Source organism: Paenisporosarcina sp. FSL H8-0542 (genome assembly GCF_038632915.1).
Classification (GTDB): domain Bacteria; phylum Bacillota; class Bacilli; order Bacillales_A; family Planococcaceae; genus Paenisporosarcina.
Window position 1 is genome coordinate 1932759 of the sequence record NZ_CP152050.1, and the last position, 25263, is coordinate 1958021.

Here is a 25263-nt window from a genome sequence, read left to right on the forward strand (position 1 = left end):
TTTAAGTTTAAACCTGTATGTTAATCTCAATCATTTCCTGTCAATTGTGAAGTAGGCATACTTATCATACGGTTTAAAAACAGATAGGAGAGGGAGACGGACCAAGCTAGTGGTGTGTTGCCATTTGGCACATTTTTCCCGCCAATATATAATTCAGGAACTGCCCAATTATTTGGTACGATTCGTTCCGTTTTATTTACATATTCATAAGCCTTATCATACATGCCCAGTTCAAAATAGCACAATCCTAGCCAAGGTAGTCCGAAGCACCATTCAGCTTCGCTTCCTTCGTTGTAATACTGATCGTTCTGATATCGAATACAGCCATATGTCCGCTCAAGGCGTTCGGAGACCAACTCGACTATCTTAAGCGCCGTTTTCCTTTCAACTATCCGATACGGATAGATAAGTGAAAGCAGCGATAAGTCTGTTTCTTTCGTTTCACTTTCCCGTGGTAAAAGAAACCGCAGCGTCTCCTCACCTTTTTGAATCAGTTCATCCTTAACATTAACGAGCATTTTCACCGCACGCAGGCCTGCCACGCATGCACCTACACTTGAAGCATGCAGTTCCATATTCTCTTCCCACATTCCATTATCCTTTGCCTGCCAGTATTGAAGACACTCTAGATAGTCAACAAGTTTCTGGACAATAGCGAGATCTTTGTCATCACGGATAACCTTTTGCCCGTGGCTCACACCCACCCCTACTCCCCATAAGAACGCTCCAATTGCATCATTCTGAGCATGCCCCCATTCTTGGCTCATTTCCTTTAATTCTGTGGAATACCGTGAGTGAATATATTCAAAAAGATAAACCGGTTTTTGTTCACGGTGAATGTCGATTTTCCATTCATAGGTTTTAAATAGATCAAATAATGCATGATATGCTTTTTCATACCGCTCAGATTGGCTTTGCAAAAAAGGCAACACCGTATATACGACATCACGTATCCAAACAAAATTGTAGTCCTTTGAAATACTGGCAGTGTAAGCACCGTTCGATAAGCGCATCCGATCTAAAACCTCAATTGCATTGTTGATTTTCATATATTAAAACCTCCTATTAAATTCTACCTTTATGGTGATTGTTCACCATTTGCGTTTATTCTAGACAAACTTTTCCACCCAATATATAAAAGCGTTTCCATTATGCATTTAATAAGCCCACAAAAGAAGTTTAAATATTTATATTTTATGTAGTAGAATGTTAATTGGATAAGCAAGCAGACCAAATTCATCGAATAAACCGACTCAAATTTAACGTGCTCCTCCGGAATTTGGGACATGCGCAAATGTACGATAAACATCTAGAACGTTAAAGAAGACCAATTCAAAAAAGAGCAGAATCTGCTCCCTTTCCGTGGACGAACTGGCAATCCTTCTCGCTCGTCCCTCACTGTGGGGTCTTGCCTGCCCGTGATTCTGCCGGAGTGTCGCAGATTCCCTTTCAAGTTCCAAGAAACTTGTTTCATAAGCTATAGAAAAGCCCTGTTAAAGATTGCTTCTATTGATTAACGAGAGAGTGGATTTGCGCCTAGCGTAAATGTACGATAATCGGAAAGTAAGATTAGAGCCTAAAAAAATAGAACAAAAAAAGCCATCTCAACGTATTGAGATGGCTTTTTGTATTATTTTTGAATGAATTGTTGTGTCCAGTAATTACCGTTTGCATCGTATCCAATACCAATATGAGTATAAGTACCGTTCATGATATTTGCGCGATGTCCTGGTGATTCCATCCATCCTTTAACGACTTCAGCTGCCGTTTTTTGACCCATTGCGATATTTTCAGCAGCAGCCTTGTATTGAATGCCTTTAGCTTTCATTTGATCGAATGGGGATCCCATTGTTGGACTTGTATGTGAGAAATAGTTATTCTTGCTCATATCTGCTGATTTTGCACGAGCAGAGTCCATCAAAGCAGCATCAGTTGCTAGTGGTTTCAATCCTTCTTTTGCACGTTCTTGATTCGTCAATGTAAGAACTTGTTGTTCAATTGAAGAAACATTACCTGATGCTTGTGCTGCAGGAGCTGCCGGAGCTGCCGGTTTTTCAGCAGTTTGTGTATTTGTTGCTGGCTTTTGAGCCACCGGTTTTGCAGCAGGTGCTGCAGGTGTTGCTTTTTGTGCAGCAGGCTTAGCTGTTTCAGCTGGTTTCTGTGCAACTGGGTTTTCTTGAGTAGTTTTAAACCCTGCAGCATATAGCTGCGTATAAAGTTGATCTAACAACTGTTTTTCTATATTTGAAGACTCCACCGGTTTTGCTAGAGTACGTGCTGACCAGTTATTAGTATTCTGAGTCTGACACGTGGGGTTATTTGATGAAAATGAAGCTTCTGCGGTCGTACCTTGACTGAATGAGAACACCATAGCTCCCATTGTTAAACCTAGTAACATTTTTTTCATTTGTTATTCCCTCCTCTGCCACCTAGTCTATCGGCTAAAACTATGAAAAAAATACCCATTCATTTCCACTGTTGCCAGAAGAAATGAAAAGGTACTCTTCAAGCGGTTTACACGACATCAATATTGAGTGGTTTTAGGGAAATTACCATATCTTTCATTGAATTAACTATTGACGGACTGATAAACAGCCTCATAAACCTTCTTTAACCCCTCTTTTTCTACAGAAATGAGGCTACTTCTATCGATTCTATCAAAAGTAATATGTAATTATACAACTGTGCTTGGGTGAGTGAGCTCTTCTGATAATTGATTCATTTTCAATCAACTTAGTTCCTTGACGATATGGGAACAATGATTGAAAAGCTTGTATCATTTCATTCATGGCCGATCACACACTTCCTGGAACTTGCCATTGCACAATTTGTTCTCCAATTTGCTCTTTACATGCCGCAAGAAAGAGTAGGGTCAAAGGTAGTTTGACCCTATTCTTTGCGACGAGTAACCACAGGAGCAACCTTTTAGGCGACGAGTAACCGCAGGAGAAGCACTTTGGAAGTGTGAGATCCACAACTATATGATTTTCAAACTTGTTGGCTCATGAGGAATGTGATGCTAGCGCAAATGTACGATATAAGCAGTAAAGTTTAATAGAGCCTTTAAGCACAAAAAAAGCCATCTCAACGAATTGAGATGGCTTTGTGTATTATTTTTGAATGAATTGTTGTGTCCAGTAATTACCGTTTGCATTGTATCCAATACCAATATGAGTATAAGAACCATTCATGATATTTGCGCGATGTCCTGGTGATTCCATCCATCCTTTAACGACTTCAGCAGCCGTTCTTTGACCCATTGCGATATTTTCAGCAGCAGCCTTGTATTGAATGCCTTTAGCTTTCATTTGATCGAATGGAGATCCCATTGTTGGACTTGTATGAGAGAAATAGTTATTCTTGCTCATATCTGCTGATTTTGCACGAGCAGTGTCCATCAAAGCAGCATCAGTAGCAAGGGGTTTTAATCCGCCTTTAGCACGCTCTTGATTCGTCAATGTAAGAACTTGTTGTTCAATTGACGAAATATTACCTGTTGAAGGTGGTGTTATTGGGGCAGCTGGTTTTGCTGGGACTGCCGGTTTTGCTGGGACAGCCGGTTTTGCTGGGACAGCTGGTTTTGCTGGGACAGCTGGTTTTGCTGGGACAGCTGGTTTTGCTGGGACAGCTGGTTTTACTGGGACAGCTGGTTTTGCTGGGACAGCTGGTTTTGCTGGGACAGCTGGTTTTTGTGTTGGAACTTTAAATCCTGCAGCAAATAGCTGTGCATAAAGTTGATCTATCAATTGTTTTTCCATGGCTGAGTTCGCCACCGGTTTTACTAGAGTACGTGTTGACCAGTCATAACTTGTATTAGTTAGACACGTGGGTTGATTTGATGAAAATGAAGCTTCTGCGGTCGTACCTTGACTGAATGAGAACACCATAGCTCCCATTGTTAAACCTAGTAACATTTTTTTCATTTGTTATTCCCTCCTCTGCCACCTAGTCTATCGGCTAAAACTATGAAAAAAATACCCATTCATTTCCACTGTTGCCAGAAGAAATGAAAAGGTACTCTTCAAGCGGTTTACACGACATCAATATTGAGTGGTTTTAGGGAAATTACCATATCTTTCATTGAATTAACTATTGACGGACTGATAAACAGCCTCATAAACCTTCTTTAACCCCTCTTTTTCTACAGAAATGAGGCTACTTCTATCGATTCTATCAAAAGCAATTTGTAATTTTTCATCAGCGCTTTTCCTAACACGTGGGTGGGTGAGCTCATCTAATAATTCGATTCTTATGCTGTCTGATAATTGATCCATCGTTTCAATCAACTTAGTTCCTTGACGATATGGGAACAATGATTGATAAGCTAGTATCGTTTCATTCATGACTTAATCACTCGCTTCCTGGAACTTGCAGTTGTGCAATTTGTTCACCAATGACTATAATTGATGGCTCCATTTTCACATACTCAGGCAACCACTGCACCATTCCATACGAATATTGGAAAAGCATAGGGTTTTTCATGCCAATGATAGGAACGTAACCTTTCATGCGATATACGGAAGACGGCAATGTACGTAACCATTCTTCAAACTCTTCTTTATCAATCGATTGTTTAAATGTAACTAGTCTTGTGGACAAGGCAAGTTCTTCACCGATACGGGCTTGATTAACATCTGTCTTTTGCACAGTGCCTTTCATTCTTTCTAACATGGCAAACGGACATTTTCCGTGAGATGTTTGAATAATTGTCGCAGAAGGATTGAAACTTTGTAATTCATATGTAATTTTCGCCTGTTGTGCATCAGACAGCAAATCCATTTTATTGGCTAACAATAAGTGCGCATGACGAATTTGTTCCAAAAAGAGAGCACGAATTTGTGGACGTAATGCTTGACGATCTAACCAAAGCAAGCTGTCAACCACTGTCACGATTCCTTTGACATTTAATTGTTTCGCAAATAATGGTGAATAGACAGCATCCAGCGCTTCAACAGGATGTGCTGCACCGGTTGTTTCAATAATCAGTACATCGAATGCTTCGCCTGCCAACAATGTTTGTAATTGAGCCTCTGTCTGTTCAGAGCCTGTACAGCAGATGCATCCTTCCAACATTTCCTTCAATGGAATGTCTTCATCTACTGCCTGAGAATCAAATGGAAGTTTTCCTAGTTCATTCATCAATATCGCGGGTTTTAATCCTTTTTCTTTCAACTGTCGAATCGTATCTGTTAATAATGAGGTTTTTCCGCTTCCCAAAAAACCGCTGAATAAATAAACGTCTTTCATCGTGTACGCCCTTTCTGGTGAAAAAAGCTGGCCTCAAGTTGCAGGCCAGCTTTTGTTTATTTTGCTAGTTCTTCTAATACCAAATCTTTTGCTTTCAAAAGTTGTGGATCATCCTTTTTGATTTTCACACGTAAACGGTCCATTAAGGCAAACGTAGAATCACCCGTCAAGACGCCCGTTTCTTCAAGTTTTGCTTCTTTTTGAACTTGTTTTACAGCAGCTTCCGTTTGATCATCAAACAGTCCATCCACTTTTCCTGTATCAATGCCAATTGCAGTAAGCATTTCTTCTGCAGCTTTCACTTGATCAGATAAAACGCCATTTTTCATTTCGATAGACGCATCCAAAAACGCAAGCTGCGTATAAGCTGGATATTCTACTTTCACGTCAGGGGCAATCCCTTTTTCGTGAATCCAATTGCCTTCAGGAGTTAACCATTTCGCAGTTGTGAATTTCATATTAGATCCATCTTTTAATTCATTTGCTGTTTGTACCGTTCCTTTACCGAATGAATTTAAGCCTACCAATTTTGTACCGGCCGATTCACTCATTGCAGCTGCAAGAATTTCTGAAGCAGAAGCACTACCTTCATCTATTAATAAAGAAACAGGTACTTTAACTTTCGTTCCATTCGTTGCATAGTAAATTTCTGCTTCCTTCCCTTTTTCCTGGGTCTGGAATAAAGGTTTGCCATCATCAACAAACAAATTGGAGATATCAATAGCTGAAGTCAACAAGCCACCTGGATTTTGGCGTACGTCCAGCACTAATGCTTTCATTCCCGCTTCCTCCATATCAGTTATGGCTGCAAGCAGTTCATCATACGTATTGGTTGAGAAACTTGTAATTTGAATGTGTGCAACTTTACCTTCCAATAGCTCTGCATAAACAGTTTCAATCGGAATTTCGTCACGCACAATTTCAATTTCAAGCGGTTCTTTCATTTCACCACGTTGAATAGTCAACGAAACGGATGTGCCTTTTTCTCCACGAATCAGCAATACGGCTTCTGAAGCACTCATACCATGAATGTTTTTCCCATCAACAGCAATGATTTTGTCATTTGGCAAAATCCCTGCTTTTTCAGCTGGTGAATTTTTTATGGGCGACACTACAGAGATAACTCCATTGCGTTCTTGTATTTCAGCACCGATACCCTGGAAACTTGAAGAAATACTTTCTTCGAATTGAGCAGCCTCTTCTTGGTTCATATAATCGGAGTAAGGATCCCCCAGGGCTTCAATCATTCCATTGATTGCTCCGTTGACAATAGCGTCTTGGTCAATATCAGCGTAGTAGCCAGCCTTCAATTCATCATACGCCTGGTATAACTTTGTAAACTCTCTTCTTTCAGGAGCTCCGACTTCGACTACCTTCTCATCGCCAAATGTTAAAGCAAAAATCGTTAATCCTGCTGTACTCAAAATTAATGTGAAAATCAGCATGATGAAAAAGAAAGGTTTCAAGCGTATATACTTTCCTGCTGGTCCATCATGTTGTACATGTTCCGGTTGTTCAGGTTGTCCTGCTGTTTGTTCCGTATTGTTTTTCATTTCATCCAAGTCATTCACCACTTTCAAATCGAAACCATTAAAATACATGCTTCAATAGTTATGTATAGTTTATCAGTTACTTCAAGTAAACGGAAAGAAAAAGGCTGCCAAAAAATGATATGACAGCCTTTTAAAATATTCTAATTAATCTTGAATTGCAGCATCCAATGCTACTTCAATCATGTCGTTAAATGTCAATTGACGTTCTTCAGAAGATGTTACTTCCCCTGTTAACAAGTGATCACTTACTGTTAGGATTGAAAGAGCTTGACGGCCAAATTTAGCTGCTAATGTATACAGGGCAGCTGACTCCATTTCAAGTGCCAAAATTCCATATTGAGCCCATTTTTCATGCTCAGCATGCTCGTTGTAGAATACATCCTCAGTGAATACATTACCTACTTTTAGATTCAAGCCTTTTTCTTTACCAGCATTGTAAGCTTTTAATAGTAAATCGAAATCTGCTGTCGGTGCAAAGGTAACGCCGTTGAAAATGATATCGTTCATTTTGGAATCCGTTGAAGCACTTTGTGCAATGATTACATCACGGAGTTTAACGTCTTGGTGAATTGAACCACAAGTCCCTACACGAATTAATTTTTGAACATCATATTCAGCCATTAATTCTGTAACGTAAATCGAAATTGAAGGTACGCCCATTCCTGTTCCTTGTACAGAAATACGTTTCCCTTTGTAAGTTCCAGTGTATCCGAACATATTGCGTACTTCATTGTACTGAACAACGTCTTCCAAAAACGTTTCTGCAATGTATTTAGCACGTAGTGGATCTCCCGGTAATAAAATCGTATCAGCGATATCGCCTTTTTTAGCATTAATATGAACACTCATCTTTGTAACCTCACTTTATAAACATTTCCGTACTATCATACTGTTTTTTGTGTCGATATGCAAACTGTGTTAAACGTAACGAGCAATTTCCTGATTTAATCGGGACTCAAGAGATGATAAATCAGTTTTTGACAAAGTCATGCGGATATATGACTCATCCATATTCAGTGCTTCCGAGAACAAGCTACCCAAGCCTCGCACTTTACGATCGACTTGGATAAGTAATTCAACCTGATCCAGTCCTTTTGGAATAAACGTAAGTTCAATTTCATCAAATTTCCCTCTAAATGGTCCAGATGCTGCAAAAAACTCGAATTCCTGAACGAAAGGAGTAATACCTCTGTATGCACGCGGTGCTTCTTCACAATCCACTTTACGTAATTTAAGACCTAAATTTTGAGCAGCAGTCAACCCAGCCTGTACAAAAGCATTCGGTCGGATTTCAATCATATCTTTATCTCCAGGATCCACTGCATTTTTAATGTCAAGACCGGTTTGTAACCAAACTCTCGTTCTTCCCATGGTGACTGGAGTAATGAGCGGAAGATTGAATGAAAATGGAAATGCCTTTTTCTCTCCTTTTTCAATCGTGAATGGTTCGTTTAATTTGTGAGAATAAATTGCGACTGAATCTGTGTATTTATTGTCGTTCGATTCGCGTTCGTACGTGGTATAAACTTTAATATAAATACTATCCACGTTTTGAGATATGTTTCCCCCAACCACTTCAGTGACTCCTGAGATCAATTCACCTGCAACAAAAGCAGAATCGTTCAGTTTTGTATCTACTCTTGCATTACCCACACCTACAGATGCTAGTACTTTATTGAAAATCGACATATACATTCCTCCTAATTAGTTTCTATACATATTTACGATTGAGAAAGGACATTTGTTTCATATAACGACCAAATTTCATCAAAAATACTTGCGCTCATATCGGGGTGCGCCAATTCTTCAATGTAACGGGAAATTTCTTCAAAATCGGAAGATTGCTTTGGGAAAGGCAAATCCTGAAACATAACTTCCGCAAACATAGCCTTAAGATCCGATTTTGGTCCTCCTCTGAAAGTCAGGGTGTATTTATAGAATGTATGATTCATATTAACCTCCAAAGAAAGTGTTCTTATATTCTATATATACAGGTTTTCCAACATAAAGTAAAAGTCTAAGCAGAGGAAAAAGCTAAACTCTTAGTTATTCGAGTTTAGCTTTTTCTTTAAAAGTAACTTAAATATTCACTGTATCCTTCTTCTTGCAACTTCTCTTTCGGAATGAATTTCAATGCCGCTGAATTAATGCAATAACGTAAACCTTCAGGACCTGGCCCATCCGGAAAAACGTGCCCTAAATGCGAATTGGCTGTTTTACTTCTTACTTCAGTCCTGGTCATGCCGTGAGAAACATCTGTATGTTCTGTTACTTCCGGACCATCGATAGGCTTAGTGAAACTTGGCCATCCGCAGCCAGCATCATATTTATCTTTTGAACTGAACAAGGGTATTCCGGAAACAATATCAACATAAATACCTTCATTAAAATGTTGATCAAATTCATTGCGATGTGGCGGCTCTGTTCCATTTTCTTGAGTTACGTGATATTGCATAGGTGTCAGTTTATTTTTTAAATCTTCTTTAGTCATTTTTGATCACCCCACATTTTTTGTTTAAATCCTGCTCTTCCGGATCCTACCTGATAACGTTCGTAGTGTGTTGGATTTTTTTTATAGTAGTCCTGATGATACTGTTCTGCTGGATAAAATGCTTTCACTTCCACAATTGGGGTGACAATTGGATGCGAGAATTTTCCGCTGTCTTGTAATTCTTGTTTGGTTTTTTCAGCAATCTGTCTTTGTTCTTCACTATGGTAAAAAATTGCGGTCTCATAAGAAGATCCGCGATCAAAAAATTGACCCCCAGGATCTGTCGGATCAATTTGCATCCAAAACAGTTCAACAAGTTGTTCGTAAGGAAACACATTTGAATCAAAGGTAATCTGTACAGCTTCTTTATGTCCAGTAGAATTCGTGCATACTTGTTCGTACGTCGGATTCTCTACATCTCCACCTGTATATCCTGAAATAACTGAATGGATGCCTTCATACGAGTCAAATGGCTTCACCATGCACCAGAAACATCCACCTGCAAATGTTGCTTTTTCAATGGTCATGAGTAGACCTCCTTTAGTTACTCGGAACAAGTATCTCGAGAGTGATTTCATCTTTTTGTAGATTAAATTCTTTTGCTTTAACTTTCACATTGGATTTCATCGGAATACGGGATAGATCGATATACACATCTTCTTCATCCGGTCGTACAATCATCCATTCAGGCAAAGTTACGGAATCCTTCAGTAAGTTTAACACGTATTTTGGATCAAGCTCTAATGGACCGACTTCTACTCCTGTTTGAACCAGTCTCAAGTTGCCATTCGGCTCGACCAGCGGATCAAATTTCATGATGACGGGAAGTTTGGTTGAAAAAATAGTAAGTTCAGTAGACAGGAGTATTTGATCCTCCACACTTAGAACGACTGGCATCGGCTTTATATTTATCGCTTCACTTATGTACGAATTAGCAATGCCTTCAAAATCTTCTTTGGTGGTCTTTAGCGTCAACACGTTTCCATCGGAAGTTGCCTGTGGTTCAGGAATAATCGTTTTTTCAGAAGGTGAAGTCATCCAAATAACAAAAACAACTACAGAAGTAATTATTAGTGCAATTAATAGTAAAAAAGCAACTTTCCATCCATTCATTAATATGTCAACTCCTTAAAAATCCTTTTCCCCTTTTGCTAAGTGTTTTAAACCGCAAGATTCAAGGGATTCCAGTATGCGGTCTTTCATTTGTTCATAGCCTTTACTATTTGGATGAAAAAAATCCGTATGATAAACCATGTTTTCGTTCGAGTTGAATAAATCGCTTACAGGTACAAAACAAGCATTTACGTCGGTGTAAGAAGTGTTAAGAATTGCTTCGTTCCAATTCATCATGATTTGATCAAACTCATTTTTTTCATTTGTCACAACCGTAAACGGATTGTATAAGCCAACCATGAGAATGGGTGAATTCGGGTTGGTTTTTCTGATTTCCATGAGAATTTCCGAATAGCGCTCAGAGAATTTCACTAACTCTTTCTGAAAAGCAGCAATTCGCAATTGAAATAAATCTTGCTTGACGATGCGCATGATGTCGTTTCCACCGATTGTCACAATAATTAAATCAGCTTCCTGAATGGGTTCGTTAATGTCACCAGATTTCAGTTGCTTCAATAATTGGTCACTTCGCTTTCCCCTCTTCGCTTCGTTCCTTAAGTCAACTTCACGGATTCCTTGAAAATTTTCCATTTCAGACGCCAGGCGTCCCAAATACCCTCCCATTTTCCGTTCATCCCCTACTCCTTGTGTTAAAGAATCACCTAAACCAACTAGCATGATATCATCTGGAAAAAACGTTTCACTTATAAAGAAATCTTTCATTGCAAATGGTTGTCTTGATGAAAAATCAGGGCTGCTTATTTGGCCAAATTGACATCCTGTCAAGATGAATACGCTCACCAAGATGACAAGTATCAATCGTTTTATCATTTTCCCTCTCCCTCTCATTAGAAAAGCAGGGATCTCTCCCTGCTCGTTTCCTTCTTTATTCGACGGTGTACATAAAACCAATAGCTCCAATACCAGTATGGGTACTAACAATTGGCGTCGTAAATCCTATTGAAACATCATGAAAACTGGATTCCTCAATTAATTTTTTCAATGGATCTGCCATCGCAAAGCCGTTAGCTTGGGAGATGCCCACAGCTTTCACTTTTTTACCTTTAGTGTCTTCTAAAAACTGCTTATATAAATATTGAACCACTTGTTTATGGCTTCTTGCTTTATGGACGGGAGTGTATTCTCCTCCTTCTAGCGAGGCAATTGGTTTAATTGACAACAATGAGCCTACTAATGCTTTCCCTTTGCCAATACGGCCACCTTTAACCAAATTTTCCAACGTATCAACAACAACAAAAAGATTTGTGTTCTCACGTATGATGTCAAGCTTCTTTACAATTTCCTCAACTGTCGCACCTTGTTGTGCCAATTGTGCTGCTTCTAAAACTTGAAATGATAAAGCATATGAAATAAATCGTGAGTCAATCACTGTTACGTCAGAATTGGTCATTTCAGCAGCTGCTTGTGCAGATTTAACCGTTCCACTCATACCACCAGTCATGTGTATGGAAATGATTTGATCCCCATTCTTCCCTAACTCATCGTAGAGTTCCTGGAATACGCCAACTGCCGGCTGTGAACTTTTTGGCAGTTCCTTTGATGTCTTCATCATTTCCAAAAACGAATCTCCCTGGATGTCCACTCTATCAATGTATGTCTTTCCATCGATGTGTATCGTTAAGGGTACAACATGGATTGAATGCTGAGTAATTTGTTCAGTCGTTAAATCTGCTGTTGAATCGGTTACGATATGTATTTTCGCCAATCCGGTCACACCTTTCTCTTCATATAGTTATTATAAAAAAGATTTGAAGGAAATGTAAACTATTAGAGCTGTCCAATATGAGCCATGTACTAACAAAGCAGATGATTAGGTATTAGCATCAAATTTTTAAGTGTTGTAACAGCTCTACTTCATTTGAAATTTTTTGTTGAACAAGATCAATCAATTCTTTTAATGACAGAGTTTGAATTGTTTCAATCGAAATAGGTGCTATAACGCGAATGTTTACATGGGCCGGTTTTATTTTATTATTGTTCTTTTCCATAATTTCTGACGTACCTGTAATGGCAATCGGTACAATCGTGACATGAGCTTCTTTTGCGATTCTGGCAAAACCAGACTTGAATTCCCGAACTGGTTTTCCTTTACTACGGGTACCTTCAGGGAAAATAATCATGGAATGCCCATTTTTCAATGTTTCGATCATATCCGTAATTGACTGCATGGCACTTCTTCGATTAGAACGGTCAATGAACACGCAATTCATTGCTTCCATCCAGTCTTTAATAATAGGTAGTTTCTTCACTTCTATTTTTGACATAAAAGCAAATGGCTTAGGAATATGGGCAATGAGCGATGGAATATCGAAATTGCCTTCATGATTACTGACAAAGAGGACCGGACCTTCTGGTATGAGCTCCAACCCTTTTACATCGAAGGTGCTTTTCGTCCGCTTTAAAATACCGTCAGCCCATTTCTTAGGCTGACGGTGTACAAGTACATCATAATCTTCTGTTGACAAAAGATGGCGTTGATTTTGCACTTTACGTAAATCTTTCAAACTAAAGGGTAAATAACCAAATAAAAATGAAAAAGTCCGTACAGAATTAAACAAGCTCCTGCACCCTGTTATTCTTTTTATAAATCATGTATTGGTATTGTAACCCGCTATCTGTTGTAATGGTTTCTGAAGTAGATGCAACATCCCAGCCGTCTTCATAAGGTGGGAAAAACGTATCTCCTTCAAACTCATTCTGAATAAGCGTGACATAAATCAAGTCTGTATATGGTAGGACTTCCTTAAAAATTTGCTCCCCACCAATGACCATGACTTCTTCATGATGCTTTCTTGCAATCTCAATCGCTTCTTCAATCGAATGGACAACGGTTACTCCTTCAGGATTATAAGAAGTATTCCGTGTAATCACTATGTTCAAACGGCCAGGCAAAGGACGTCCAATGGATTCAAACGTATTGCGTCCCATCACAATGGCCTTCCCCATCGTTTTTTCCTTAAAATAAGCCAGTTCATTTGGAATATGCCATGGCATTTTATTATCCTTGCCAATTACGCGATTCATATCATGTGCAACGATTAATGAAATCATAAAACTCCTTCTCTCTACACCGCAATCGGTGCTTTAATTCGTGGATGTGGATTGTATCCTTCTACTGAAATATCCGAGGTTTCCAAATCTAATATGGACTTCTTATCACTTGAAATCGACAATGTGGGCAAATCACGAGGCTCCCTCGCAAGTTGTTCATTCACTTGATCCATATGATTTGAATAAATGTGCGCGTCGCCTAGTGTATGGACAAATTCGCCGACTTCCAGATTGCATTCCCTTGCAATCAAATGGGTCAATAAAGCGTAAGAAGCAATGTTAAAAGGTACACCCAAGAACACATCAGCACTGCGCTGATACAATTGACATGACAGCTTGTTGTCGGCAACATAAAACTGGAAAAATGTATGACACGGAGGCAAGGCCATTTGATCGACTTCAGATGGATTCCATGCAGTGACAATATGTCGTCTAGAATCTGGATTGTTTTTTAGTGACGTGATGAGATTCTTCAACTGATCAATTGATGTCCCATCAGCCGATGGCCATGAACGCCATTGACGGCCATACACAGGACCTAGGTCCCCATAGTTTTTCGCAAACTCATCATCGGACAGAATTTTCTCTCTGAAAACGGTCATTTGTTCATCCACAATTTGCTGAAATGCTTCATCTTGGGCTGCACGCAAACCAAAGTCCGTCATATCCGGACCATTATAGTCTTCGCTATTTACCCATTTTTCAAAAGCCCATTCATCCCAAATATGGTTGTTTTCAGCGATTAACGTTTTTACATTGGTATCCCCTTTTAAAAACCAAAGCAATTCAGAAACAATCAATCTCATTGCTGTCCTTTTTGTTGTCATTAAAGGAAATCCTTTCGTTAAATCGAAACGCATTTGATAGCCAAAAATACTTTTTGTACCGGTTCCCGTACGGTCATCTTTTACTGCACCATTAGCCAGAATTGTTTTACAAAGTTGCAAATACTGATCCATATATATAACCTCCAGAAATTTAGATGTGAAAAAACCTTTTTCAGCGACATGCATTGAAAAAGGTCTTATGCATTATGATAACCACTTTGGTGGCATGTTTTTCGACCAATAAATATCACCTAACATGTAGTGTTTGGCGAATTCATCTGACGATGTATGGTAATGAAAATTAAAATAATAACCGTCTTGAGGTCGGTTCTCCGTTCTTACATGAAAACGGATTACATCGGATTTCGTTGTTGTATCAAAAATGTGGAAAATCTTTTCACTGTGATCCCCGGATGGGTTTTCACTAATTGCCAATGAGTTGAGTGTTTTGTTGTCCATTTCAAATAAAGTCATTTCAATCGCTTCTTGAATTTTCGGGAAGATGACTTCGTCAAATTCATTGGTGATAACGGGACCAATACGTGAGCCGAACTTAACTAATGATTGCTCTTTTGCTTGAACAATGGCATCTTCAAGAAAAGTAGATGGTGCTTCTTCAGACCATTCCACAGCATATGTAGGTTGCGTATTGTGGGAAGAAATCGATTTTTGGTTCGCTTTTTCATCCAGTAAGTTTTCCCAAATTACATGGTTAGGCGATATTACACCAAATGTCAGAAGTGCAACTGCAATTACTAACGTTTTCTGAATCCAATTTTTCATCCATTATCACCTTCAAGTTTGTACAATTTTTAACAAGATTCTATAAGTTATACGAATTGAATCACGAAAAGGTTTCATCTTTCTATAATTCATTGTACAATAAAAATGTAGAAATCGCTTCGTTTTTTAAGTAGGAGGAATTATTATGGACATGCATACAGTGATTGGAATTGGAATGTTACTTTTGCTCGCGTACTTGACTTCTTTAAACTTTACAGACTGAACATGAAAAGCTGCAACTCATTCATTGAGTTGCAGCTTTTTCTATGAATCCATAATGAAATTTTGTATTTGGCCGTTTGATTTGTTCAAAACCAAACTGTTCGAACCAAGGTGAGCCAAAATGCGCCTTTAACACTACTCGCTTTTTAGCAACGCGTTTTGCTTCCTCTACCCATTCTTCGTTTAAAGCATCCTGAATCCCCAATGCCCGCAACGGACTTATATTTACTGACTCCGTAATCGAAGTTTCAAACATAGGGTCCATATAAATGACATCAACAGATTTGTCTGCTAGCTGCTTCAAATAAGTAACAGCATCAGAAGAAATCACTTGAATACGATTCATGAGGCTTTGATATTCCGTATGATCAGTTCGCCCTCTATGAAAAGCTTCTTTTAAAATAAACGCAAGCACAGGATTAGCTTCGCAGCCATGAATGGTGCCAGTCTCCCCTACTGCATACGCGGCCAACAAACTATCTGATGCATAACCAAGTGTACAATCCAAGAAAGAATCCCCGGTTTGCAGTTGACATACATCCAGCAAAGGATCATGTTCTCCTCTTGACACTCGTTTCAATCGGAACATTGCGGAGCTTGGATGATAAAAGAACGGTTCTTTTGAGTTTAACGCATGATACTCCCAGCGACTTTTAGCCGCCACGAGCACATTACTTTGATAATGTTGCTGTAATTGTGTGACGGTTCTTTTCTGACGATCAACATAAGACAATCCCAACTTCGCTGATGCATTTTTCGCGAACTGTATCGTCAAATCGGTTGGCCTGCCAGCAGTAGTTACAATCGCTTTCACGCAGATGTAACTTGGTTCAATACTTGAACTAAATGATCTTTGATTTGTTCCATCGGAAACCCTTCAATTTGTTCACGCGGAATGAAGTAAGCTAGTTGACCATCTTTCACAACTGCAATTGAAGGTGAACTTGGTGGCACTTCTTCAAAGTAAGCGCGCATTTGATAAGTCGCTTCCTGGTCCTGTCCTGCAAAAACAGTTACCAAATGTTCAGGCTTATTTTCCACTTCTGTTAATGCCTCAGAGACTGCCGGACGTGCCAAACCAGCTGCACAACCACAAACGGAATTAATTACGACTAAAGATGTTCCTTTAGCCTCCGCCATATGTTCATTCACCATATCGGCAGTCGTCAATTCCTTGAAGCCAACATTCACTAGTTCTGCTCTCATGGGTTTAACTACTTCTTTCATGTATTCATCGTATGCATTCATATATTTCGCCTCTTTCGTTTTCAATTGCTATATTTGGCGTAATCTTTTTCAATCTTTATCATAACGTGTATTTCGAATGATTTCACTTATTCTAGATGTTTTAATAGAAATGGTAATGAGAATTGCAAAAATGTTAGCAAATGTGATACGAATCACTTATGCTAACATTTTTCCAAAAAATTTCACTTAAAAACTACTGATTTCTCGCTTCAGTCATCTGTTTCCAAACAGAGCCTTTTGCTTCTTCGCCTTGCTCGATGCGGGCAATGGCCATATTGACTTGGAGCTTCACTTCAAATTCAGTATCCTCTTTCGCCTGATGAAGGGCAGGTAAAGAATTTTCAGTTCCTGTCTCATATAAGTACATTGCCGCGCGCCAGCGTACGAGTTTATTTTTATCAGCTAAAGCATGTTGCATCGCTTTTTCAAATTGTGGGAACCCAAGATCGCTCATGCAATCTCCTGCTGTCCGTCTAACTGATGGACTTTTATCCTGTAAAGCCTTTTCCATATAAGGAATGACTTCTTCGTTATCAATCATACCTAGATAAACGGTAGCCAGTCGGCGAATTGACATTTGTTCATCTTCCAATGCTTTGGCCAGTAGTGGCAAGTCTTCGACTGATGGGTCTGCCATTTGATCAAGCAATTGGAATCGTTCTTCCCATGCATCTACTTGGAATTCTTCGAGACTTACTTTGTGACCACGAACAATCGTTTCATTTTTCGGACTCTTCGCTGCTTCAACCAACATACTCAGACGAGAATCAGGATAGGTGGCTTCGATTTCTTCTTTGATCTGTTCGGCAATTTCTTTTATCTCACCGTAACGGACTCCGAAATCTGTCCATTTGCGCTGCAATATATAGTTTTCATCCTGATCTTGCATGCTTGCATTCATGGCTTCAACAAACCGAGGAGACAGGCCGATACGTTCTTCAGATGTTTGGTCAAATATTTTCACTTGAAGAGGAATTCCTTTGATTTGTTGTACATGTACATAAACTTCCCCGAAGTGTTCGTCCACTTGTACTTCACTTGCAATGGCTTGGTCATTTTCGCCAAATACGTTTCGTACTTCAGCTAATATTTGTTCCCAGTCATTTTTAGCCAACCGTTCAATCGCTAAAAAATCCGCTACATGATAAATCCCTTTAACGCCAGGTATATTTAAAATGGAGACGATTTCCTGAGGTGCGTCTGACGTTTCATCCTTTTTATAATTAAAACTTTTTCCAAAAGGAAGTTCATGGTCAACAATTACTTTCATGGTATTCGGACTTGGTGTCGGTTCAATTGTGAGTATTTTCATGCAAAACGCCTCCTACTTGGATATTATCATGACCCAATAATTTCTTGCAGATAACCCCATCGCTCAATTAAGTGGTTATATTGCTCATTTAAAGCCTCGAGTTGATTCGTTGCTTTTTGTAATTTTTCGAAGTCTGCACCCGCAGATTCCACTTCTTTTTCGGCAACGATAATCGCCTCTTCTATTTTTTCGATATCTGATTCAATGGTTTCCCATTCTTTTTGTTCTTTGAATGACAATTTTTTCTTTTGTTCTTTCGGCTTTACAGGTTCGGTTTTTTCGATAACAACCGTATCTTCCACAATCACTTCAGGAGATTGCAGTAAAAAGTCAGAATAAATTTCCTGTACTTCTCGAGTATTCCCTTTGCCGTCTAGTACCCATAATTTTTTCGCAATACGATCCAAGAAGAAACGATCATGCGAAATTGTGATGACAACACCTGGGAATTGTTCGATGAAATCTTCCAACACCGACAATGTTTGAATGTCCAGGTCATTTGTTGGCTCATCCAATAGCAAGACATTTGGTTGTTCCATAAGAAGTTTTAGCAAATGAAGTCTTTTGCGTTCTCCACCAGACAATTTCCCAATTGGCGTTCCATGAACTTTTAGTGGGAACAAGAATCGTTCAAGCATTTGGGCAGCTGAATGTCTTACTCCATCCGATCCTTCAATATCATTTGAAGACTCTCGAACATATTCAATCATACGAGTGTTCGGATTCATTGGTGGGATGGTTTGCTCGAAATGAGCGATTTTGACCGTTTGCCCAATACTCAATTCACCACTGTCTGGCTCTATTTTTTCTGCCAGCATATTGATTAATGTACTTTTCCCGGCACCATTTGGTCCAACAATACCAATTCGATCTCCTGGTTGCAGTAAAAACGAAAAATCTTTGATGATTTGTTTTCCTGCATATGCTTTTGATAAATCAATGCCTTCAAGCACTTTTTTACCTAATCGCGTCGTTGCCAGTTTCATGTCTAGAGATGTGTTGTCATTGTTACGGTCCATTTGGTCGTCCAATTGCTCAAATCGCTGAATACGCGCTTTTTGTTTAGTTGTTCTCGCTTTGGCACCGCGTCGGATCCATTTCAGTTCAGAACGGAATCGGTTCTGCAATTTCAATTGAGAAGATGCTGCCATTTCTTCACGAATGGCTTTCGCTTCCAAATAATCTCCATAATTTCCACGGTGAGTGTACATGGTTTGGTCTGCAATTTCATAGATATGAGTAGATACGCCATCCAGGAAATATCTATCATGGGTTACGAATATAATAGCACTGGACAAACGTGCCAAGCTTTCTTGTAACCATTCTGATGATTGAACATCCAAATGGTTGGTAGGCTCGTCCAATAATATTAAGTCTGCAGGTTCTATTAATACTTTAGCTAACGCCACACGTTTCAATTGTCCACCCGAAAGTTCATTTACTTTTCGGTCGAACATATCAATTCCAAGTTTCGATAAGGCTGTTTTAGCGATTGCATTGATATCCCAAGCATTATATTGGTCCATTTCCTGCTGTATTTTCATGTAGGCGTCCTGATTTTCGACAGATGACGAATCTTCAGTTAATTTTTCAAGAGCATCTTCGTACTTTCTATTAATCTGTAATACAGGTGCATCTCCACTGAACACCGCTTGTAATACCGTTAGATCCTCTGCGAATTGAGGGTCCTGTTCTAAAAACGATATGCGGTATTGGTTCGGATGGTCCATTGAGAGTTGATCTGCCTCTATCTGATTGGCAAGAATGGAAAGAAACGTTGATTTACCTGTTCCATTAACACCAATCAGTCCAGCACGTTCGCCAGCGTATATTGTAAAATCGATGTTTTCAAATAACGTTTTTTCTCCAACTGTTTTTGTTAAGTTTGATACGATTAAATGGCTCATTTTTCTTCACTCGTTTCTATTTTCAGTTGGTCGATAAATGCCAACATAAATTCATGACGCTGCAACGCTAATTTTTTTCCTGTTTCGGTTACCATTAAATCTTTCAGTAAAAGCAATTTCTCGTAAAAATGTGTGACGGATGCTGTTTCTTTATTGCGATATTCCGATTCAGACATGTTCATTCTTGCCGTTTCAGACCAATCGTACAACTTTCTACCCTTAGCTCCGCCATATGCAAACGTTCTGGCGATTCCTACCGCACCGATTGCATCCAGACGATCTGCATCACGGACAATCTTGGCTTCAATTGTTTTGGCTTCTTTTTCGTGTCCACCACTGAAGGAAACAGATTCAATAATCTCAACTATTTGTTGTCGATCACTCAATGGCAAGTCTAGTTCGTCCAAAATGGCATTTTCTTTCGCCTTGCCTTCTATGCCACTATATTTAACATCACTGACATCATGAAGAAGTGCAGCTAGTTCTATTAAATCTGTACGAACGGTCCCTTCTTCCTGACTGATGATTCGGGCGTTTTTTCTCACACGTTCAATATGTTGAAAATCATGACTTGCGTCAAATTGATTGTATATATCTTTTACTAGTCGTTCACATTTTTCAATCGCATTCAATTTGATCTTCCTTCCTTAACAGACAATACTTCACTATTAGTATCATTGCATAAATCAAGCTCAAACCGCAACACACTGAATCGACAGAAAATTGACTAGTTTCGACAATTCATGTATAGTATATCCATCCATTCACGGAATATTTTGTAATCTGTGGTTGTGGAAATTGACATTTCACTCGAATAGTATGAGGAGGAACGTTCATGCACCAAGGCAAGGTAAAATGGTTCAACAATGAAAAAGGTTACGGATTTATTGAATACAATGATGGTGAAGATGTGTTCGTCCATTTTACTGGAATCCAAGGTGATGGATTCCGAACGTTAGATGAAGGTCAAGTTGTCTCCTTCGAAATTATCGATGGCAATCGAGGTCCACAAGCCGCAAACGTTCTATTGATTACATAATAAAGTCGACCCACCAATCAGATGATTGGTGGGTTTTATATGGTAGACTATTTGGTTTTTACTTTATTGAGTTCTTGCCCTAGAAACTGCAATTGGTCACCAACGGTACAGCTATTTATACAAAAACGGTGAGCCAATGTTTTTCCACCGTTTATCTTGAGTTCTCTTTTAATGAAGCAACCATCGCAATAAGTCTCAAGCAAATCGTCAATTTCACTGATTACTGTTAGTTTGTTCAAAATTGCTTCATCCTTTCATAGAAGTCACACACTTCTTAATTTTACACTCTATTCACTAAGAAAGTGCTACTTTATCTTACACCCTCATTGCTTTTGCTTGCAACTGACATTATAATAGTCAAGTTGGAAATCAACACGTTTTTTCGCGGTTCGTAACCTTCTCGCGTTATCAAAACTTCAGGAGGATATCTATGTTTAATGAAGTACTTGGATTAGGATTTGCAATAGTCAATATGATATTCGTGTTAATCATGTATAAATTTTTTGGAAGAACGGGATTATTTGTCTGGGTTGGATTCGCCACTGTTTTGGCAAATATACAAGTAACAAAGCTTATTGAAATTTTTGGCTTGACCGCAACTCTCGGCAATGCCGTTTATGGAAGCATTTTTTTAGTCACTGACATTTTAAATGAAAAATACGGCAAGAAAGAAGCCAAAAAAGCAGTATGGTTAGGTTTCACTTCTTTATTAATGATGACTGCCATCATGCAATTCGTCATCCAGTTCCAGCCAGCCCCTGATGATATTGCACAGGAATCCCTATCGACGATTTTCGGATTGATTCCGCGTATTGCACTTGGAAGTATGATTGCCTATCTTGTCAGTCAATACACCGATGTTCTCATTTTCAATTTCATACGCAAACTGTTTCCATCTGACGGTGCATTCTGGATTCGCAATAATGGATCGACTATGCTCAGTCAATTACTGGATACACTAATTTTCACCTCTATTGCTTTCTTAGGTGTTTACCCAACTGAAGTTTGGTTAAGTGTATTTGTATCAACTTATGTCTTGAAGTTCTTGGTGTCTATACTCGGAACGCCTTTTGGTTACATGGCCAAACGAATGACACCGCTGGATGAAAAATAAGGAGTTGTTTTCATGCTTGAAGTGTATATTGATGGAGCAAGTGCAGGAAACCCAGGTCCGAGCGGTATTGGTATATTCATCAAAGGCGAAGGTCATCAACTTCGCTTTTCAGAATATATAGGAATTTATGATAATCATACGACAGAATTCATTGCCTTATTACGAGGTCTTGAAGAAGCACAGAAGCTGTCAAAAGAATTGATATCCGTCAGATCAGATTCACAGATTGTTGTTGCTGCCGTTGAAAAACGATACGCTAAAAACCCAGTGTTTAAGGAATTGCTCGATAAGGCACTTGAAATTGCCGATACTTTTGATTTCTTCTTTATTAAATGGGTGCCGGATAGTTCTAATCTAACTGCCGATCAATTAGCACGAAAAGCCATTATAATACAAAAGGACTCATAAGCGTATTACGCTTTTGAGTCCTTTTGTCTCTTTTTATTAATGGTTTGTGTTATATGTGAGCAATACAATAAAAGCTTCCGAAATATTAACCCTTCAGCTAAATTGCAGTGCATCTAATCATTAATTTTGCACAAAAAAACAGATTCTCCGAAGAGAATCTGTTTATAGGTTATTCTTAAAATTAAGCTTTGTTTACGTTAGTAGCTTGTAGGCCACGTTGTCCTTGCTCGATTTCAAAAGTAACTTCTTGACCTTCGTCAAGAGATTTGAAACCTTCGCTTTGGATAGCGCTGAAATGTACGAATACATCGTCTCCGCCGTCACGTTCGATGAATCCAAAACCTTTTTCTGAGTTAAACCATTTTACTTTACCTTGTTCCATGTGTGTTTCCTCCTCGTGTACTAAGTACACATTGTGTTACTATCCTTGCTCAAATCGTGGAGATAAAATCTCTTACAAGTCTTACTCTTATCCGAACAAAAATAATCCTCTATAAATGTAACATGAAACCTGGGTTAATGCAAATGAAAAGTTCATGTATTTTCCTAAAAATCAGTTTTTTATTAAGAATTATTTTCCATCAAATTTGCTCAATAGAGCTCCGATAGCCCCGCTGTATCCATTGTCACTCAAAAACACTGGTGTCCTGTTTTTTCGTCTTGTATAGCTACCAATAACCTTTTGAAGAGGGTCGTTTTCTGCCAGAGTTGATCCAATATATACAATATGTTCCACATTTTCAGCATCAGCACATTGAATACTTAAAGTTGAAATGACTTCACCAACCAGACCTTGAACTGTCGCTAGAATATCTTCTCTTGACCGTTCAAGGAACGGCCTTAATCCTGCATCACCAAAATTGCTTGCAGTCAGCCCTCCATCAATAGGCGTTTTATTGCCATAATAGATATCACTTACCAACATGTCGACTTCAGCGCGGCTTCCAGTGGCAGATAGCTCAACAATTTGTTTGAACTCATTAACGCCAGTCATTAATGCTGACATTCCAAGTAATGTCCCCCCACCAATTCCAGTCCCGGCAATTCGTACATGAGCATCTCCTTTAAGAGAATGAATGGATGTACCAGTTCCGATATTGGTGATGACAGCTTCTTCGAAATTTTGGCCGTCCTTTTTCAACTGATATTTGACACCAGCAACTGTTGCATCAAATTCCACCAGATAATGTAGATTTTCATGGGATTTCAAAAAAGTCTTTAATTGTTCAGCACGGCCACCGGTAAGTCCGATTTGAATATCATCTTTAAATGTAGTAATCCAATCACTTACCTTTTGCAAATCAACGGAAGGAAAGTGTATCAAATTCAACTGTTGGTCTTCTTCAAAGTAAGCGATTTTGGTTAAAGTACCACCGACATCTATTCCAATTGCTTGTACCATATCTATTCTCCTTTAAACACACGAAAAAGCGTCGCTTTCGGGCGACGCTCAAAGTTGTTATGTGCGATTGCTCTCTGCCACTTGTTTTACACGTTCTACGAATTCGACAATTACTTTGTCATTGCCAAATAACAAGAATAGTTTAATGAACCATTTTAACGGATTATTTGTGGTTGTATAAACAAATTTCGTTTTAGAATCAGGTAATGCTTCGACTTCATATTTCGCAGTAATCTCAAATAATTTCGCAAGCGTAAATGCTACTTTCATATGTTTGTGAGTTGGAGTGTTTTCGTATTCGGTAACGTGCACATCATAGGCTTCTACACGATTGCCTTCACGGTATTCTTGGCGATAAACACTGCCCACAACTTCTTGCGTTTCAGTGACGGGCGTATTGCTGACTACTTTCGGCATGATTTGTTGCATCTTTTCCAAGTCGCCGTCCAAATACTTCCACACATCTTCAATTGGTGCATCAATAACAATTGATTTCGTCCATCGTTTCAAGTGGACACTTCCTCTCAAACTTCATACATATAGTTTAGAGAAAACTCCACATTTAGACAACCTCTTATTTTCGATACACATGTATTTTATAGGCACTCCATTGTTCTTCCAACTCTCTCATGTGAACGGTTTTCCATGGGTTGAAAAATACTTGACCATTTTTATTGAAGAAGTAGTTTTGATCGATATGGAAACTTGCATGAATGATTTGATTTTTGTCATCTTTCCACACGAGGATATCATGTTGGAAAATGGCATCCATGGACAAAGGCACTTCTTTATAACCAAGTTGTGTCAGGCCATTAATAAATGTGGTCGGGTGAACCCATTCCTTAATAATCCAGTCTAACGTATAACCCTCCTGAATCGATGCCGCAGCAAATAAAGTGGATGACAAACAATTGGCTCCATGTTCGTTTGGATACGTGTTGACATATGTACTTGTGACACTTTCCGTAGGTACATACGGATCAAATATTCCTGGAGTATCGTAATCAAAGGCAATGCGATTCAGTAAATCCGATTTTAACGACTTCGGCAATTGGTTCCATACTTCTTTCTGAATAGCTGTGTATTGTCGATCATTCGAAACAAATTCGTATGGTGCCAACAGCGATTTGGCAGGCTCTCTCAAAATCCCTTCGAAATAACGGGCTTCAAATACCAGTCCTCTTCCTACCTGTTGCTGAATTTTCAATATCGCTGTCTTGACCTTTTGGTCCAAAGAAGGAAAGACACGATGTGGCAAGACAACTACTGTAGTAATGTCTTTCGACAATGTCCAATACGTGTAGCAGCTGGCATATGAAACCGCAGTATATGTCGGATGCTTCATAAATTCTTCTTTTGAAAAAAGTAAACAATTCTTGCCAAATTCTTTCAAAAAATGTTGATCTTGCTCTCTGAGAAAGAACACATCTTTTTCTGGGACGAATGCTTCTTCCCATTTTTCCAATTTCCCTTGACTCAAATTAATACGCTTACTCAAAAAAACCACCAACCTCTATAGATTCCT

Annotated in this window: 31 protein-coding genes; 3 read left to right on the forward strand and 28 right to left on the reverse strand. The window is 39.0% G+C overall.

The annotated features are described in order from the left end of the window. Positions 1–26: 26 nt before the first annotated feature. The 23 genes from MHH33_RS10060 to MHH33_RS10170 form a co-directional block, all read right to left on the reverse strand. Positions 27–1049, reverse strand: coding sequence for a glycoside hydrolase family 15 protein (locus tag MHH33_RS10060; protein ID WP_016427323.1), 1023 nt, complete (start codon positions 1047–1049; stop codon positions 27–29). A 581-nt stretch (positions 1050–1630) separates the two neighbouring features. After that, positions 1631–2407, reverse strand: coding sequence for a CAP domain-containing protein (locus MHH33_RS10065; RefSeq protein WP_016427324.1), 777 nt, complete (start codon positions 2405–2407; stop codon positions 1631–1633). Between the two features lie 703 nt (positions 2408–3110). Then, positions 3111–3923: a CAP domain-containing protein gene (locus tag MHH33_RS10070; protein ID WP_342541660.1), complete on the reverse strand. Its 813-nt coding sequence runs from the start codon at positions 3921–3923 to the stop codon at positions 3111–3113. A 162-nt stretch (positions 3924–4085) separates the two neighbouring features. Beyond that, positions 4086–4343, reverse strand: coding sequence for a hypothetical protein (locus MHH33_RS10075; RefSeq protein ID WP_016427327.1), 258 nt, complete (start codon positions 4341–4343; stop codon positions 4086–4088). Positions 4344–4350: 7 nt separating this feature from the next. Beyond that, on the reverse strand, positions 4351–5247 hold the full coding sequence (locus tag MHH33_RS10080) for a GTP-binding protein (protein WP_016427328.1): 897 nt from the start codon (positions 5245–5247) through the stop codon (positions 4351–4353). Between the two features lie 56 nt (positions 5248–5303). Then, positions 5304–6848, reverse strand: a complete 1545-nt coding sequence (locus tag MHH33_RS10085) for a S41 family peptidase (RefSeq protein WP_342541661.1) — start codon at positions 6846–6848, stop codon at positions 5304–5306. Positions 6849–6944: 96 nt separating this feature from the next. Next, complete coding sequence (deoD, locus tag MHH33_RS10090) at positions 6945–7649, reverse strand: purine-nucleoside phosphorylase (RefSeq protein ID WP_016427330.1); 705 nt, start codon at positions 7647–7649, stop codon at positions 6945–6947. A 69-nt stretch (positions 7650–7718) separates the two neighbouring features. After that, positions 7719–8489, reverse strand: coding sequence for a sporulation protein (locus MHH33_RS10095; RefSeq protein WP_342541662.1), 771 nt, complete (start codon positions 8487–8489; stop codon positions 7719–7721). A 32-nt stretch (positions 8490–8521) separates the two neighbouring features. Continuing rightward, positions 8522–8752 (reverse strand): YozE family protein, encoded by a 231-nt coding sequence (locus MHH33_RS10100; RefSeq protein ID WP_016427332.1) that lies wholly within the window; start codon positions 8750–8752, stop codon positions 8522–8524. Positions 8753–8868: 116 nt separating this feature from the next. Then, positions 8869–9291, reverse strand: a complete 423-nt coding sequence (gene msrB, locus MHH33_RS10105) for a peptide-methionine (R)-S-oxide reductase MsrB (RefSeq protein ID WP_016427333.1) — start codon at positions 9289–9291, stop codon at positions 8869–8871. Then, a complete protein-coding gene (msrA, locus tag MHH33_RS10110; protein WP_342541663.1) occupies positions 9288–9818 on the reverse strand; it encodes a peptide-methionine (S)-S-oxide reductase MsrA in 531 nt (176 codons plus the stop codon). The genes msrB and msrA overlap by 4 nt, the downstream gene beginning before the upstream one ends. Before the next feature lie 13 nt (positions 9819–9831). Further along, a complete protein-coding gene (locus MHH33_RS10115) occupies positions 9832–10404 on the reverse strand; it encodes a YpmS family protein (protein WP_016427335.1) in 573 nt (190 codons plus the stop codon). A gap of 15 nt (positions 10405–10419) precedes the next feature. Further along, positions 10420–11235 (reverse strand): GDSL-type esterase/lipase family protein, encoded by an 816-nt coding sequence (locus tag MHH33_RS10120; RefSeq protein WP_342541664.1) that lies wholly within the window; start codon positions 11233–11235, stop codon positions 10420–10422. Between the two features lie 55 nt (positions 11236–11290). Further along, positions 11291–12130, reverse strand: coding sequence for a DegV family protein (locus MHH33_RS10125; RefSeq protein ID WP_342541665.1), 840 nt, complete (start codon positions 12128–12130; stop codon positions 11291–11293). A gap of 118 nt (positions 12131–12248) precedes the next feature. Continuing rightward, entirely contained in the window at positions 12249–12983 is a 735-nt protein-coding gene (locus MHH33_RS10130; RefSeq protein WP_342541666.1) for a lysophospholipid acyltransferase family protein, read from the reverse strand. Beyond that, the gene (locus MHH33_RS10135; RefSeq protein ID WP_342541667.1) at positions 12976–13476 is read right to left on the reverse strand and encodes a dihydrofolate reductase; all 501 of its coding nucleotides are present in this window, start codon (positions 13474–13476) and stop codon (positions 12976–12978) included. Before MHH33_RS10135 ends, MHH33_RS10130 begins: the two co-directional genes overlap by 8 nt. Before the next feature lie 14 nt (positions 13477–13490). Beyond that, positions 13491–14435, reverse strand: coding sequence for a thymidylate synthase (locus tag MHH33_RS10140; protein ID WP_342541668.1), 945 nt, complete (start codon positions 14433–14435; stop codon positions 13491–13493). Positions 14436–14507: 72 nt separating this feature from the next. Next, positions 14508–15086 (reverse strand): YpjP family protein, encoded by a 579-nt coding sequence (locus MHH33_RS10145; protein ID WP_016427341.1) that lies wholly within the window; start codon positions 15084–15086, stop codon positions 14508–14510. Between the two features lie 244 nt (positions 15087–15330). Beyond that, positions 15331–16122, reverse strand: a complete 792-nt coding sequence (locus MHH33_RS10150) for a class I SAM-dependent methyltransferase (RefSeq protein ID WP_342541669.1) — start codon at positions 16120–16122, stop codon at positions 15331–15333. Beyond that, a complete protein-coding gene (locus tag MHH33_RS10155) occupies positions 16119–16556 on the reverse strand; it encodes a BrxA/BrxB family bacilliredoxin (protein ID WP_342543760.1) in 438 nt (145 codons plus the stop codon). The genes MHH33_RS10150 and MHH33_RS10155 overlap by 4 nt, the downstream gene beginning before the upstream one ends. A gap of 193 nt (positions 16557–16749) precedes the next feature. Beyond that, positions 16750–17868 (reverse strand): virulence factor, encoded by a 1119-nt coding sequence (locus tag MHH33_RS10160; RefSeq protein WP_342541670.1) that lies wholly within the window; start codon positions 17866–17868, stop codon positions 16750–16752. A gap of 26 nt (positions 17869–17894) precedes the next feature. Continuing rightward, the gene (locus MHH33_RS10165) at positions 17895–19775 is read right to left on the reverse strand and encodes an ABC-F family ATP-binding cassette domain-containing protein (RefSeq protein ID WP_342541671.1); all 1881 of its coding nucleotides are present in this window, start codon (positions 19773–19775) and stop codon (positions 17895–17897) included. Then, positions 19772–20407, reverse strand: a complete 636-nt coding sequence (locus MHH33_RS10170) for an HD domain-containing protein (RefSeq protein ID WP_342541672.1) — start codon at positions 20405–20407, stop codon at positions 19772–19774. The genes MHH33_RS10165 and MHH33_RS10170 overlap by 4 nt, the downstream gene beginning before the upstream one ends. Before the next feature lie 203 nt (positions 20408–20610). On the opposite strand from MHH33_RS10170, the gene MHH33_RS10175 reads away from it, so the two are divergent. Beyond that, complete coding sequence (locus MHH33_RS10175) at positions 20611–20814, forward strand: cold shock domain-containing protein (RefSeq protein ID WP_016427347.1); 204 nt, start codon at positions 20611–20613, stop codon at positions 20812–20814. Positions 20815–20861: 47 nt separating this feature from the next. On the opposite strand, the gene MHH33_RS10180 is transcribed toward MHH33_RS10175, so the two are convergent. Next, positions 20862–21053 (reverse strand): zinc-finger domain-containing protein, encoded by a 192-nt coding sequence (locus MHH33_RS10180; RefSeq protein ID WP_036659365.1) that lies wholly within the window; start codon positions 21051–21053, stop codon positions 20862–20864. 191 nt (positions 21054–21244) lie between these two features. On the opposite strand from MHH33_RS10180, the gene MHH33_RS10185 reads away from it, so the two are divergent. Together MHH33_RS10185 and MHH33_RS10190 are read left to right on the forward strand one after the other, a co-directional pair. Continuing rightward, positions 21245–21928 (forward strand): queuosine precursor transporter, encoded by a 684-nt coding sequence (locus MHH33_RS10185; RefSeq protein WP_342541673.1) that lies wholly within the window; start codon positions 21245–21247, stop codon positions 21926–21928. Positions 21929–21940: 12 nt separating this feature from the next. Then, complete coding sequence (locus MHH33_RS10190; protein ID WP_342541674.1) at positions 21941–22336, forward strand: reverse transcriptase-like protein; 396 nt, start codon at positions 21941–21943, stop codon at positions 22334–22336. Positions 22337–22517: 181 nt separating this feature from the next. On the opposite strand, the gene MHH33_RS10195 is transcribed toward MHH33_RS10190, so the two are convergent. The 4 genes from MHH33_RS10195 to MHH33_RS10210 all read right to left on the reverse strand — a co-directional run bounded on the left by MHH33_RS10195 (position 22518) and on the right by MHH33_RS10210 (position 25236). Next, complete coding sequence (locus MHH33_RS10195; protein WP_016427350.1) at positions 22518–22718, reverse strand: cold-shock protein; 201 nt, start codon at positions 22716–22718, stop codon at positions 22518–22520. 189 nt (positions 22719–22907) lie between these two features. Further along, positions 22908–23738, reverse strand: a complete 831-nt coding sequence (gene coaW, locus MHH33_RS10200; protein WP_342541675.1) for a type II pantothenate kinase — start codon at positions 23736–23738, stop codon at positions 22908–22910. Between the two features lie 57 nt (positions 23739–23795). After that, positions 23796–24248, reverse strand: a complete 453-nt coding sequence (locus MHH33_RS10205; protein WP_342541676.1) for an SRPBCC family protein — start codon at positions 24246–24248, stop codon at positions 23796–23798. Positions 24249–24312: 64 nt separating this feature from the next. Next, positions 24313–25236 carry a hypothetical protein gene (locus MHH33_RS10210; protein WP_342541677.1) on the reverse strand — a complete coding sequence of 308 codons (924 nt, stop codon included), beginning with the start codon at positions 25234–25236 and terminating at the stop codon, positions 24313–24315. Between the last annotated feature and the right edge of the window lie 27 nt (positions 25237–25263).